This window comes from Actinophytocola sp., assembly GCF_009379765.1.
Classification (GTDB): domain Bacteria; phylum Actinomycetota; class Actinomycetes; order Mycobacteriales; family Pseudonocardiaceae; genus Actinophytocola.
Genome location: NZ_WHTD01000012.1, coordinates 67,132 through 80,755, shown reverse-complemented (window position 1 = coordinate 80,755; position 13,624 = coordinate 67,132). Strand labels below are relative to the sequence as shown.

General features: G+C 72.9%; 11 protein-coding genes and 2 pseudogenes. 10 read left to right on the top strand and 3 right to left on the bottom strand.

The window, feature by feature from the left end:
• Positions 1-600: 600 nt before the first annotated feature.
• Genes GEV28_RS05805 through GEV28_RS05795 form a run of 3 tightly spaced genes read right to left on the bottom strand, consistent with a single transcriptional unit; the run spans position 601 to position 4,117 of the window.
• Positions 601-1,227 (bottom strand): bifunctional 4-hydroxy-2-oxoglutarate aldolase/2-dehydro-3-deoxy-phosphogluconate aldolase, encoded by a 627-nt coding sequence (locus GEV28_RS05805; protein WP_291409339.1) that lies wholly within the window; start codon positions 1,225-1,227, stop codon positions 601-603.
• Positions 1,228-1,229: 2 nt separating this feature from the next.
• Positions 1,230-2,822, bottom strand: coding sequence for an amidohydrolase family protein (locus tag GEV28_RS05800; protein ID WP_291409337.1), 1,593 nt, complete (start codon positions 2,820-2,822; stop codon positions 1,230-1,232).
• The gene (locus GEV28_RS05795) at positions 2,822-4,117 is read right to left on the bottom strand and encodes an amino acid deaminase (protein WP_291409335.1); all 1,296 of its coding nucleotides are present in this window, start codon (positions 4,115-4,117) and stop codon (positions 2,822-2,824) included. Before GEV28_RS05795 ends, GEV28_RS05800 begins: the two co-directional genes overlap by 1 nt.
• A 162-nt stretch (positions 4,118-4,279) precedes the next feature.
• Here GEV28_RS05795 and GEV28_RS05790 point away from each other — a divergent pair, with 162 nt between their 5' ends.
• The 10 genes and pseudogenes from GEV28_RS05790 to pucD all read left to right on the top strand — a co-directional run bounded on the left by GEV28_RS05790 (position 4,280) and on the right by pucD (position 13,518).
• Positions 4,280-5,215 (top strand): sugar kinase, encoded by a 936-nt coding sequence (locus GEV28_RS05790; protein WP_291409354.1) that lies wholly within the window; start codon positions 4,280-4,282, stop codon positions 5,213-5,215.
• A 115-nt stretch (positions 5,216-5,330) separates the two neighbouring features.
• Positions 5,331-6,095, top strand: coding sequence for an IclR family transcriptional regulator (locus tag GEV28_RS05785; RefSeq protein ID WP_291409333.1), 765 nt, complete (start codon positions 5,331-5,333; stop codon positions 6,093-6,095).
• 5 nt (positions 6,096-6,100) lie between these two features.
• A pseudogene (locus GEV28_RS05780) lies at positions 6,101-6,481 on the top strand (RidA family protein).
• 67 nt (positions 6,482-6,548) lie between these two features.
• Positions 6,549-7,082: pseudogene (gene uraD, locus GEV28_RS05775) on the top strand (2-oxo-4-hydroxy-4-carboxy-5-ureidoimidazoline decarboxylase).
• Positions 7,083-7,212: 130 nt separating this feature from the next.
• Complete coding sequence (gene uraH, locus GEV28_RS05770) at positions 7,213-7,530, top strand: hydroxyisourate hydrolase (protein ID WP_291409331.1); 318 nt, start codon at positions 7,213-7,215, stop codon at positions 7,528-7,530.
• A gap of 1 nt (position 7,531) precedes the next feature.
• A complete protein-coding gene (gene pucL, locus GEV28_RS05765) occupies positions 7,532-8,398 on the top strand; it encodes a factor-independent urate hydroxylase (RefSeq protein ID WP_291409330.1) in 867 nt (288 codons plus the stop codon).
• Between the two features lies 1 nt (position 8,399).
• On the top strand, positions 8,400-9,257 hold the full coding sequence (locus GEV28_RS05760) for an FAD binding domain-containing protein (RefSeq protein ID WP_291409328.1): 858 nt from the start codon (positions 8,400-8,402) through the stop codon (positions 9,255-9,257).
• A complete protein-coding gene (locus GEV28_RS05755; protein WP_291409352.1) occupies positions 9,257-9,733 on the top strand; it encodes a (2Fe-2S)-binding protein in 477 nt (158 codons plus the stop codon). Before GEV28_RS05760 ends, GEV28_RS05755 begins: the two co-directional genes overlap by 1 nt.
• Positions 9,730-11,085, top strand: coding sequence for an 8-oxoguanine deaminase (locus GEV28_RS05750; RefSeq protein WP_291409326.1), 1,356 nt, complete (start codon positions 9,730-9,732; stop codon positions 11,083-11,085). The genes GEV28_RS05755 and GEV28_RS05750 overlap by 4 nt, the downstream gene beginning before the upstream one ends.
• Positions 11,086-11,214: 129 nt before the next feature.
• Positions 11,215-13,518 (top strand): xanthine dehydrogenase subunit D, encoded by a 2,304-nt coding sequence (pucD, locus tag GEV28_RS05745; protein WP_291409324.1) that lies wholly within the window; start codon positions 11,215-11,217, stop codon positions 13,516-13,518.
• Positions 13,519-13,624: the final 106 nt, after the last annotated feature.

Sequence of the window (13,624 nt, the reverse complement as noted above, 5' to 3'; positions counted from 1 at the left end):
GAACCCCTCACCCACCCCGAACCCACCCACCCCGAACCAGCACCACCACCCTTCTGGCCGCTGGCACCACCGGCACATCCTTTGCCCGCTCGGCTATTCGTGCGCCTCGGCCGGAGCTCGGAGGTCATACGACTCGCCCGAGTCGCGGCCTCGCACGTAGGACCGTATGCGGTAAAGCCCATTGCCGGCGGGACTGAGGCTGGGCAGTTCTTGCCTCACTTTGATCTTGGCACAGAGGGATGCGCGAAGAAGCTGGTCACGAGCAGGTCATCGGGCAGACATTCGACGTCGGTCTCGACCACGTCGTCCCAGCCAGCAACGTCGTCCTCGGACCGCGCGCTGTCGCGTGCCTCGACGGTGACCGTGACGTCACCGGTGTGGGTTCCGGCCCAGACTTCGACCGCGCCGGGCTGAGGTGAAAACCAGCCCGTTCGTCGGGCGCGCGCCCGGCACCGGCGTCGGGCAGACCCGCTCGCTCAGCCAGAACGTGTGATAGGCGACGTGCACTGTGCCGTGACCAACCTGAACGCTCATCTTTCGTGGCGCATCCTTTGCGACGAGTACCGCGGTCGACTATCCAGACGCCGGCTCGCCGGCGCGTCACGCTGTGGCGGCCACGGCGGCGACGAACTCCTTTGCCCGCTCGGCTATCTCCGCCAGGCGGGACTCCGCGGCCAGGGCCGGACCGACCACGCCGCTGCCCGCGGTCACCGCCAAGGCGCCGCCGGCAAGGAAGTCCGCGGCGTTGGCCGTGGTGATCCCGCCGGTCGCGACCAGCGGGATGTCCGGGTACGGGCCGTGCAGGTCGCCGAAGTAGGCCGGGCCCAGGCGGGCGGCGGGGAAGACCTTCACCGCGGCCGCGCCCAGGTCCATCGCCGTCGCCACCTCGGTGGGGGTCATCGCGCCCAGGATCAGCGGTACGTTCTGGCGGCGGGCTTCTTCGGCCACCGAAGGGCGCAAGCCGGGTGTCAGCAGGAACGTGGCGCCGGCCGAGATCGCGTCGCGGGCGTCCTGGTCGGTCAGTACGGTGCCCGCGCCCAGGATCAGACCCTCTACTGTGGACGCTCGCTCGATCAGTCTCGGGGCGTCCGGGGTGGTCAGGGCGAACTCGACGATCGGCAGGCCCGCGTCGACCAGGGTCGCGGCCAGGCCCGCCGGGTCGGGGATGGCCGGGGCGCGGATGATGCACAGCGCGCGACGGGCGGTCAGCTCGGCCAGCAGGTCCACGATCATGCTCCTCGACGAGAGTTGCGGATGGAGTGTCCGGCCAGCGCTCCGGTGTGCCGGCCGTCGTCGATCACCGGGACGCCGTTGACCAGCACGTACGGGATCCCGGTCGCGGCCTGGCGCGGCTCGTCGAAGGTCGCCGTGTCGGCCACGGTCGACGGGTCGAACAGGACCAGGTCCGCCGCGTAGCCCTCGCGCACGAGGCCCCGGTCGGGCAGGCGCAGCCGGCGGGCCGCCCGGCCGGTCAGGTGTGCCACGCATTCCTCGAGGCTCAGCACGCCGAGCTCGCGCACGTAGTGGCCCAGGTAGCGCGGGAACGTCCCCCAGGCGCGCGGATGCGGCCGCTCGCCGACCAGCAGAGCGTCGCTCCCGCCCGTGTGCGCGGGGTGGCGCATGATCGCCCGGACGTTGTCCTCGTCGCCGACGTGCATCAGGCACGAGGTGCCGAGCCTTTCGGCGACCAGTACGTCGAAGTACAGATCCGCGGGCGGTCGGCCCGCGCGGCGAGCGGACTCGGCCACGCTGCGGCCGACCAGGTCCGCGTTGGCCGCCAGCCGGACGCCGTTGATCTCGATCGACGCCCAGTCCACCGGCACCCCGTGGCAGCCGTCCGAGCCGCGTTCCTCCAGGTCCACCCGGATCCGCTCCCGGATGTCCACATCGGACAGCCGAGCGATGGTCGCGTCCGGGCCGCCGTCCGCGGCCCAGCTCGGCAGCAGCGCCGACAGGTACGTCGCGCCGGGCAGGTACGGGTAGGTGTCGAGGGAGATGTCGACGCCGTCCGCGATCGCCTCGTCCAACAACGCGAGCAGCGAAGCGGCGCGGCCGGCGTTGACCGGGAAGTTCATCGTCGCGTGCGCGAGGTGCAGTGGGCAGCCGGACCGCCGGGACACCTCGACCATCTCCGCGTACGCCTCCAGCGCGCCCGAGCCGTAGCTGCGGTGGTGCGGGCTGTAGTACCCGCCACTCGCGGCCACCACCTCGCACAGCGCCACCAGCTCGTCGGTCGAGGCGTACATGCCCGGCGTGTACGTGAGCCCGGACGACATGCCGAGCGCGCCCTCGGCGAGCCCCGCGGCCACCAGCGCGCGCATCCGGTCCAGCTCCGGCCCGGTCGCCGGCCGGTCCGACCAGCCCACCGCCAGCATCCGGATCGTCCCCTGCGGCAGCAGGTATGCGGCGTTGCAGGCGATCCCGGCGTCGAGCCGGTCGAGGTACTCGCCGACCGTGCGCCAGTCCCAGGCGAACCCGGGCGGGTCGTCGTTCCAGCCGGCCAGCTGCGCGCGCAGCGCGTCCACAGTGGAGTCGTCGACCGGCGCGTAGGACAGCCCGTCCTGGCCGAGCACCTCCAGCGTGACGCCCTGGGACACCTTCGCCATGTGGTCCGGCCGCGCGAGGATCTGCAGGTCGGAGTGCGCGTGCATGTCGATGAACCCGGGCGCGAGCGCCAGCCCGGCGGCGTCCACCACCCGGTCGCCGCCCAGACCGGGCCCGATCGCGGCGATCCGTCCATCCTGGACTCGAACGTCCGCGCGGTACCCCGCGGCGCCGGTGCCGTCGACCACCGTCGCGTCGCGGAAGACGAGACCTGGCATCAGAAGTAGGTGCGGATCAGGTCGACGACGGTCTCGCCGTCCTGGCCGGTCACCGGGAGCAGCGGCCACTTGTCGAACGTCGTGCACGGGTGGGACAGGCCGAGGCCCACCCAGTCGCCGACCTCGACCGGCGTGTCGTAGCGCAGGAACGCGTGCTGGTCGTTGAGCGCGGTCACCTTCCCGCCGACGGGCTGAACGGCACCGTCGCGCCGCAGCAGCTGGGGGATCGGCAGGTCGATGTCGTAGGGCATGTCCCGTTTGCCCGCGGTGAGCAGCGCCAGCCCCGGCTCCGGGTGCGAGGTCACCTGCGCCCACGCGCGCAGCGCCGGCCGCAGCGGTGGCGCGCCGGTGATCCGCGGGTGCGCGCCCAGCGGCGAGAGCCGGTCGTAGAAACCCGAGTCGTGCGTGACGTACGCGCCGCTGCGCAGCACCGGCAGCACCGGGAGCCCGGCCGGCCACGGCTCGCCGAACACCTCGGCCACCTGGTCGAAGTAGGCGCTGCCGCCGGCCGTCACGAGCACCCGCTCGACGCCGTCGAGGTGCCCGCGCTCGGCGAGGTCGAGGGTGAGCGCGCGCAGCCCGGCGAGGTAGCCGGCCACCGCGCCGAGCGCGTCGGGCGAGGACTCGCTCGACACCGAGCCCTCGTAGCCGCCGACCCCGACCAGCCGCAGCGCCGGGCTGGCGACCACGGCCTCCGCGACCTCGAGCGCCGCCGCCCGGTCCCGCACCCCGGACCGCCCGTCCGGTATGCCGACCTCGACCAGTACGTCGACGGGCCGGGTGGCGCCGCGGAGCGCCTCGGTCATCAGCGCGACACCGCGCACGGAGTCGACCCAGCAGGAGAACTCGAACGCCGGGTCCCGGTCGAGCTCGGTGGCGAGCCAGGCCAGCGCGGCCGGGTCGACGAGCTCGTTCGCGAGCATGACCGGGCTGACCCCGAACGCCCGGCAGACGCGCAGCTGGCTGGCGTTGGCCGCGGTCTGGCCCCACGCGCCGTGGTCGAACTGCTTCGCGTACAGCTGCGGCGCCATCGTGGTCTTGCCGTGCGGCGCGTGCGCGAACCCGTGCCCGGCGCACCAGTGCGCCATCGCGGTGAGGTTGTGCTCGAGCGCCTCGGCGTCCAGCACGACCACCGGTGGCAGGAAGCCGTCGCGGAACAGGCTCAACCCGGCCGCGCGTGCCTCGGCGATGGACATTCCGGATGCCCGAGCCGGCATTCCCTTGAAACGCCAGTCGACTCGTTCCTCGAGGATCGCCGCGACCGCCTCGCGGTCGATGCGCCCGGCCTGCACCATCGACTCAGCTCCCGTGCGTGATGCCATTGCGTCATGTGCAACGACTGTTGCGCTATGTGCCGCAGTGTTGTGTAGCATCCTCGTGCCCGACCAGTCAACGCAGGTGTCCGGAAGGGACGGTCGATCGTGGGACCCGTGGACGTGCTGTGCCTCGGCGAGTCCATGGCGCTGTTCGTGCCGGCCGAGCCCGGACCGCCGGCCGAGGTCCGCACCTGGACCCGCACCGTCGGCGGCGCGGAGTCCAATGTGGCCTGTCACCTGGCCGGCCTCGGGCGGTCGTCGGCATGGGTGTCGGCGGTGGGCGACGACGCGTTCGGCCGGGCCGTCGTGTCGTTCGTGGCCGCGCACGGGGTCGACGTGTCCGGGGTGCTGGTCGACCAGGACCGGCCGACCGGCTTGTACATCAAGGAGTCCGACGCGTCGGGCAGTCCGGTGCGCTACTACCGGCGCGGCTCGGCGGCGTCCGGGATGGGCCCGTCGCTGCTGGCGACCCTGCCGCTCGGCGGCGTGCGGCTGGTGCACACCAGCGGGATCACCGCGGCGCTGTCGGACAGCTGCCTGGCACTGATGCGCGCGCTGCTGGCCGCGCCCCGGACCCACCTGCTGTCCTTCGACGTGAACTGGCGGCCCCGGTTGTGGGCCGACCGCGACCCGGCGGTGCTCCGCGAGCTGGCGGCGCTCGCCGACATCGTGCTGGTGGGCGCGGACGAGGCGGAGGCGATGTGGGGCGTCGGCGGGCCGGCGGCCATCCGTGCGCTGCTGCCGGAGCCGGCGACGCTCGTGGTCAAGCAGGCAGAGCGGGGTGCCACGCTCATCGAGCGCGACCCGGCCACCGGCACCGACCGCGCCGAGGTGTTCCAGCCGGCGCTGCGGGTGGACGTGGTCGAGCCGGTCGGCGCGGGGGACGCCTTCGCCGCCGGCTACCTCGCGGCCACGCTCGCCGCCGCGCCGCCGGTGCGCCGGCTGCGGTCCGGCCACCTCCGGGCCGCGGCCGTGCTGCGCACCCACGACGACGTGGGCCCGCCACTGCTTCCCGACATCGTGTCGCTGCTGCTGGACGCCGACGAGTCGGAGTGGGCGGCGGCGCACATCTCATGAGCGGAGCTTGCGGAGCGAATCATCGACATTCAGGATGCCGCCGAGCCTGCGGAGGGTGCCGGCGTAGCGGAGCCTGCGGAGCGTTCCGGCACCACGAAGCGGGCGAGGGGGTGTCATGAGCCAGAGCCTGGACCGTGCGTTGGTGCTGCTGGACGAGCTGGCGGTGGGGCCGAAGAACCTCGACCAGCTCGCCGAGCGGGTCGGTGTGCACAAGTCCACCGTGCTGCGGCTGCTGCGCACGCTCGAGTCGCACCGGTTCGTGCAGCGCAGCGAGGTGCGGTACTACCGGCTGGGCACGGCGCTGTTCGAGCTGGCATACCGCGCGCTGGACGAGCGCGACGTGCGGCGCAGCGTCGAGCCGGCGGCGCGCGACCTCAACGTGGCCACCGGGCACACCGTGCACCTGGCGTCCCTCGAGGACGGCGAGGTGGTCTACATCGACAAGTACGAGAGCCGGCACAACGTCCGGATGTACTCGCGCATCGGCTGGCGCGCCCCGCTGCACTGCACGGCCGTCGCGAAGGTCCTGCTGGCGGCGCTGCCGGCGCAGGAGCGGGCGCGGGTCACCGCCGACCTGGAGTACCCGAGGTTCACCGCGAACACGCTCACCAGCCGGCGCGCGCTGCTGGCCGAGCTGGCCCGGGTCGCCGAGCGCGGGTACGCGATCGACAACGCCGAGCACGAGGAGTTCATCCACTGCGTCGCGGCGCCGGTGCGCGGGCCACGGGGTGTGGTGCTGGCCGCACTCTCGCTGTCGGTGCCGCAGGTGCTGTTGGATCTGGAAGGGTTGCTGAAGCTGGTGCCGCTGCTGCTGGCCGCGGCCGAGACGGCGTCCGCCGAGTGCGGCTGGTCGGTGTCGAACCTTTCGAGGGAGAGCTGAGTTCCATGGCGAAGATCGCGATCCACCCCGAGGGCGCTGCCACCCCGCCCGTGCCGCTGTCGCACGGCATCCGGAAGGGCAACATCCTGCAGGTGGCCGGCCAGGTCGCGATGGACCCGGTGACGGGCGGGATCGTCGGCTCGACGGTGGCCGAGCAGACCCGGCAGGTCCTGGCCAACGTCTAGGCCGTGCTGAAGGCCGGCGGCGCCACCTTCGACGACGTGGTGATGTTCCGCGTCTACCTCACCGACACGGCCCACTTCGCCGAGCTGAACGCCACCTACGGCGAGATCGTGCCCACCCCCTTCCCGGCCCGCACCACGGTCTACGTCGGCCTGCCCGCCGGCTTCCTGGTGGAGATCGACGCCCTGGCCGTGATCGAGTAGGCGACCCAGCGTGAGCGGCGACTAACGGAGGGGGCGGCCGGGCGATCGGGTCAGTAAGGTTTTGGAGATGCCCGAAGTAACGGCGCTCGACCGGCTCAACCTCGCCGAGGCCGCGGTGGCCGAGCGGGACCTGCTCGCCTGCTGCGCGTCGCGGCGGTGGGTCGACGAGATACTCGCCCGGCGGCCCTATCCCGACCTCGCGCGGTTACGGATCGTCTCCGGGACCGTCATCGACGAGTTGGGTTGGGACGACATCCTGCGGGCGCTCGCCGCGCACCCGCGGATCGGCGAGCGCGCCGCGGGCGAGGGGCGCGATGCGTCGTGGTCGCGTGCCGAGCAGGCGGGTGCGGTCGGCAGCACGCGGGAGACGCAGTAAGATCTCGCCGCCGGGAACATTGCTTATGAGGAGCGGTTCGGGCACGTTTTCCTGATCCGCGCGACGGGGATGTCCGCCGACGCGATGCTGCTCGCTCTGCGTGAGCGGTTCGGCAACGATCCCGACACCGAACGGGGAGTGGTGCGCGTGGAGCTGAACAAGATCGTGGACCTGCGACTGGAGAAGGCGTTCCGGCACCACGAAGCGGGTGAGGTGGTGCCGTGAGACACCTTCTGTCAACCTCGGCAACCGTCACCTCAGGGGAACGTGACGTAAGCCAGCCACCAGTACGTGACCGGGCCGAACGCTCACTGCCCAACGCGACCAACACGTTGAATTGCGGGGAGGCGGACCGGTGAGCTTGTCTACGCATGTTCTCGATACGACCGTGGGCCGGCCGGCCTGCGACGTGCCCGTCCGGCTCGAAGCCCGCGGCGAGGGCGGCTGGCAGGTGATCGTCGACGGCTGCACCGACGCCGACGGGCGCGTCGCCAGCTGGGGCGTCGAGGCCGCCGGCGTCTACCGGCTCGTCTTCGGCACCGGCGACTACCTCGGGCCGGACGCGTTCTACCCGGAGGTCGTCGTCGCCTTCCGGGTCGCCGACCCGGCCGAGCACTATCACGTTCCGTTGCTGCTCAGCCCGTTCGGCTACTCGACATACCGGGGGAGTTGAGATGGAGATCCGGCTCGGGCCCAACCAGTACGGCAAGGCCGAGACGCGCCTCGTCCGGGTGGACCGCGGCGATGACCACCATTCGATCACCGATCTCAACGTCAGCACCTCGCTCGCCGGCGACCTCGCCGCCACCCACCTGACCGGCGACAACAGCGGCGTCCTCCCGACCGACACGCAGAAGAACACGGTGTACGCGTTCGCCCGCGCCGGCGTCGGCGAGATCGAGGACTTCGGTCTGCGGCTGGCCAGGCACTTCGTCGACACCACGCCGACGATCAGCAAGGCCAGGGTGAGCATCGAGCGGTACCGGTGGGACCGCATCCAGGCCGACGGGCAGCCCACGCATCACTCGTTCGTGCGGGCCGCCGGCACCCGGACGGCGACCGTCACCTATGACGGAACGCAGGCGTGGGTCGTCTCCGGGGTCGCCGACCTGACCGTGCTCAACACCACCGGCTCGGAGTTCCACGGCTTCCACCGCGACCGCTACACGACACTGCCCGAGGCCACGGACCGCATCCTGGCCACCGCCGTGTCCGCACGCTGGCGGCACGCCGCGACCGGCGACTGGGCCGAGTCCTACCGCGAGGCGAGCCGGCACCTGCTCGAGGCCTTCGCCGACACCCACTCGCTGTCCCTGCAGCAGACCCTGCACGCCATGGGCGAGCGCGTGCTGCGACACCGCGACGAGCTGGTCGAGGTCCGCCTCGCGCTGCCCAACAAGCACCACTTCCTCGTCGACCTCAGCCCGTTCGAGCTGGACAACCCCGGTGAGGTGTTCTTCGCCGCCGACCGGCCCTACGGCCTGATCGAGGGCACCGTGCTGCGCGAGGACGCGCCGGAGCCCGGGCTGGCCTGGTGGTGACATGGACTTCCTGAGACCCGCGACGCTCGACGAGGCGCTCGCCATGAAGGCCGAGACGCCCGACGCGGTCCCGATCGCCGGCGGCACCGACATCATGGTCGAGCTCAACTTCGACAAGCGCCGCCCGCCCGCGCTGCTCGACCTCGGCGGCGTCGCCGAGCTGACCCGGTGGACCGGGGTGACCGGCCGGATCCGGCTCGGCGCGGCGGTGCCCTACGCCCGCATCGTCACCGAGCTGGGTGACACGCTGCCGGGCCTCGCGATGGCGTCCCGCACGGTCGGCTCGCCGCAGATCCGCAACCGCGGCACGGTCGGCGGCAACCTCGGCTCCGCCTCACCCGCGGGCGACGCGCACCCGCCGCTGCTGGCCCAGGGCGCGACGGTCGAGGTCGCGTCCACCAGGGGCGCCCGAACCGTCCCGGTCATCGAGTTCTTCCACGGCCCCAAGCGATCCGCGCTCGAGGCCGACGAGCTGATCACCGCGGTGACCGTGCCGAAGGCCGCGGGGCCGCAGCAGTTCGCCAAGGTCGGCACCCGCAACGCGATGGTCATCGCGGTCTGCTCCTTCGGGCTGTCGCTGGACCTCCGGGCGAGGAAGGTGGGCACCGGCATCGGCTCGGCAGGCCCGACGCCGCTGCGTGCCGAGGCCGCCGAGGACTACGCGGCCGAGACCCTGCCGTGGGACGGCACCGGCCCGGTGCTGGACGAGATGGCCAGGGAGTTCGGCGAGCTCGTCGCGGCCGCCGCGCGCCCGATCGACGACGTGCGCGGCAGCGCGGCCTACCGGCGGCACGCGCTGTCCGTGCTGGCCCGCCGCACGTTGGGCTGGGCCTGGCAGGACCGAGGAGGGTGGTCGTGATGCGCGTCAACATGAACATCAACGGCGAGGCCAGGACCGCCGACGACGTGTGGCCCGGCGAGAGCCTGCTCTATGTGCTCCGCGAGCGGCTCGGCCTGCCCGGCTCGAAGAACGCCTGCGAGCAGGGGGAGTGCGGCTCCTGCACGGTGTATCTCGACGGCACGCTGGTGTGCGCGTGCCTCGTCGCCGCCGGCCAGGCCGAGGGCCGTGCGGTGCGCACGGTCGAGGGCCTCGGCAGTGGCGAAGGGGCAGGGGAGGAGCTCGACCCGGTGCAGGAGGCGTTCGTGCGCACCGGCGCCGTGCAGTGCGGCTTCTGCACGCCGGGGCTCGTCGTCGCCGCGCACGACCTGGTGCATCGCAACCCGAACGCGAGCGACGCGGAGATCCGCGAGGCACTCGCCGGGAACCTGTGCCGCTGCACCGGGTACGAGAAGATCCTGGACGCCGTCCGGCTGGCGGCAGGGGAGCGGGCATGAGGATCGTCATCGAGGGCGCCGCGATCGCCACCGTCGACGCGGCCGGCACCGAGCACGGCACCGGTCACGTCGTGGTGTCCGACGGGCTGGTCGAGGCGGTCGGCGCGGGCCCGGCCCCGGACGGCCCGGCCGACCGGCGCGTCGACGGCACCGGTTGCCTCGTCACGCCCGGCCTGGTGAACACCCACCACCACCTCTACCAGTGGGCGACCCGCGGGCTCGCCCAGCAGTCGACGCTCTTCGAGTGGCTCACCGAGCTGTACCCGGTGTGGGCCGGCATCGACGACAAGATCACCCACAGCGCCGCGGTCGCCGGGCTGGTGCGGCTCGCGAAGACCGGCTGCACCACCGCCGCGGACCACCACTACGTCTACCCGCGCGGCGGCGGTGACCTGCTCGCGTCGGTGGTCGACGCGGCCGGGCAGGTCGGGGTGCGGCTGCACGCGGTGCGCGGCTCGATGGACCGCGGCCGGTCCCACGGCGGGCTGCCGCCGGACTCCGTCGTCGAGGACCTGGACGAGGCGCTCGCCGGCACCGCGGCGGCCATCGACCGCTACCACGACCCCGCGCCCGAGTCGTTCGTGCGCGTCGCGGTCGGCCCGTGCTCGCCGTTCTCGGTGAGCCCCGAGCTGATGTCCGGCGCCGCGGAGCTGGCTCGGGACAAGGGGGTTCGGCTGCACACCCACCTCGCGGAGACCCTCGACGAGGAAGCGCGGTGCCTGGCCGAGCTCGGCTGCACGCCGGTGGAGTACGCCGACCGCACGGGCTGGCTCGGCGGCGACGTCTGGCTGGCGCACGGCATCCACCTGTCCGACGGCGCGGTGGCCCGGCTCGCCGCCACCGGCACCGGCGTCGCGCACTGCCCCACCTCCAACGCCCGGCTCGGCGCCGGCACCGCGCGGATCGCCGACCTGGTGGCCGCCGACGTGCCGGTGGGCCTCGGCGTCGACGGTGCTGCGTCCAATGAGGACGGTGGGCTCGGCGTCGAGCTGCGCCAGGCGACCTACCTCGCCCGGCTGCGTGGTGGCCCGGCGGCGCTGTCCGCCCGGGACGCGTTGCGGCTGGCGACGATGGGCGGCGCGCGCTGCCTCGGCCGGCAGGACGAGCTGGGCTCGCTCGAGCCGGGCAAGCTCGCCGACCTCGCGGTGTGGCGGCTGGACGGCGTCGAGCACGCCGGCATCGCCGATCCCGTGGCCGCGCTCGTGTTCGGCGCGCTGCCCAGGATCGCGCTGCTGCTCGCCGGCGGCGACCCCGTGGTGGAGGACGGCATCTGCCGCACGGTGTCCGAGGTGGACGCCGCGGCCGCGCTCCGCTCGGCGAGCGAGCACCTGCTGGCAAAGGTGACGAGATGACCCGCGAGTCCAACGTTCCGGACCCGCGAGTCCAACGTTGGCGGTGGGCCGGGCAGGGTGGTTCGGAGCAGGTGCGCGGCGTCGGTGGGCGCCTCGGATGTCGGACTCGCGGGTTGAGCAGGGGGCGTCATGAGCAGGACTGACACGCAGACGGCGGCTGTCACCGGCACGGTCGGGGACAGTCCGCTGCGGCCGGACGGGACGCTCAAGGTCAAGGGCGAGTTCGCCTTCTCCTCCGACCTGTGGCACGAGGACATGCTGTGGGGCGCGACGCTGCGCAGCCCGCACCCGCACGCCCGCATCCGCGGCATCGACATCGGCGCCGCGCTCGCCGTGCCCGGCGTCTACGCCGTGCTCACCCACGAGGACGTGCCCGGCGAGAACCTCTACGGCCTCGAGCACCTCGACCAGCCGGTGCTCGCCGAGACCGTCGTGCGCTACCAGGGCGAGCCGGTCGCGATCGTCGCCGCCGACCACCCGGAGACGGCACGCCGCGCCGCCGACCGGGTCCGGGTCGACTACGAGGTGCTCCAGCCGGTCACCGACGCCGAGGCCGCGATGCGGGCCGACGCGCCGGTGCTGCACCCCACCCACCCGTACGGCAACATCGTCCGGCACGCCAGGATCCGCTTCGGCGACCCCGACCCGACCGCCGACGTCGTCGTGACCGGCGAGTACACGGTCGGCATGCAGGACCAGGCCTTCCTCGGCCCCGAGTCGGGCATGGCCGTCCCCGCCGAGGACGGCGGCGTCGACCTCTACATCGCCACCCAGTGGCTGCACGCCGACCAACGCCAACTCGCCCGCGCGCTCGGCCTGCCCACCGAGAAGGTGCGGCTGCACCTCGCCGGCGTCGGCGGCGCGTTCGGCGCCCGCGAGGACCTGTCGATGCAGGTCCACGCGTGCATGCTCGCGCGGCGCACCGGCAAGCCCGTGAAGATCGTCTACGGCCGCGAGGAGTCGTTCTTCGGGCACGTGCACCGCCACCCCGCGGTGCTGCGCTACGAGCACGGCGCCACCCGGGACGGCGACCTGGTCTACGTGCGCGCCGAGATCGTCCTCGACGGTGGCGCGTACGCGTCGACCACGGCCGCGGTCACCGGCAACGCGGCCACCCTCGGCGCCGGCCCGTACACGGTGCCCAACGTGCACGTCGACTGCTACGGCGTCTACACCAACAACCCGCCGTGCGGCGCGATGCGCGGCTTCGGCGCGGTGCAGGCCTGCTTCGCCTACGAGTCACAGCTGGACAAGCTCGCCGAGGCACTCGGCATGGACCCGGTCGACGTCCGGATCCGCAACGCCGTCGAGCAGGGCTCGGTCATGCCGACCGGCCAGGTGGTCGACTCGGCCGCGCCGGTCGCGGAGCTGCTGGAGCTGGTGCGGGCCAAGCCGATGCCGCCCGAGCCCGCCGCGCCAAGGGACCTGCGCGAGCTGCCCGGCGGGGTGTCCAACACGACGCACGGCGAGGGCGTGGTGCGTGGCGTCGGCTACGGCGTCGGCATCAAGAACGTCGGCTTCTCCGAAGGGTTCGACGACTACTCGACGGCACGTGTGCGGCTCGAGGTGATCGGCGGCGAGCCGGTCGTCATGGTGCACACCGCGGCCGCCGAGGTCGGCCAGGGCCTGGTCACCCTCCAGGCCCAGATCGCGCGCACCGAGCTCGGCGTCCAGCGGGTGGTCATCCAGCCATCGGACACCAGCGTCGGCAGCGCCGGGTCCAGCTCGGCGTCCCGGCAGAGCTACGTCACCGGCGGTGCGGTCAAGGCCGCGTGCGAGCAGGTGCGCTCGGCGGTGCTGGCGCGGTTCGGCGCGGCCGCCGCTGGCCTCGCCGGCGGCAAGCTCGTGTCGGCCACCCACGAGGTGCTCGCCGACCTGGCCGAGGTGCTCGGCGAGGAGGCGGTCGAGCGGACCGCGGAGTGGCGGCACCGGCCCACCGAGCCGCTCGACCCGTTGACCGGCAAGGGGTTCGCGCACGTCCAGTACGCGTTCGCCGCGCACCGGGCGGTGGTCGACGTGGACATCGAGCTCGGCCTCGTGCGGGTCGTCGAGCTGGCCTGCGCCCAGGACGTCGGCAAGGCGATGAACCCCGACGCGGTCCTCGGCCAGATCCAGGGCGGCTCCGCGCAAGGTCTCGGGCTCGCGGTGATGGAGGAGATCCAGGTGGTCGACGGGGTGGTGCGCAACCCCTCGTTCACCGACTACCTGATCCCCACCGTGCTGGACATGCCGCCGATGCCCATCGACGTGCTCGAGCGGGCCGATCCGCACGCGCCGTACGGGCTGCGCGGGGTCGGCGAGCCGCCCACGCTGTCCTCGACGCCGGCCATCGTCGCCGCGATCCGCGCGGCCACGGGGATAGCGCTGTCCCGGGTGCCCGTGCGCCCGGAACACATCGTTGATGTGTTGCAGAATTCCGGGTCGTTCCAGTGATCACGGCCGGCAACAGACCCCGCGGAGTTAATAACCCAACGTGTTTCACCCGTTCGGCCCAGCGCTGAACACCTAGGGTATGTGCAAGTTGCAGAACCGAGCCCCC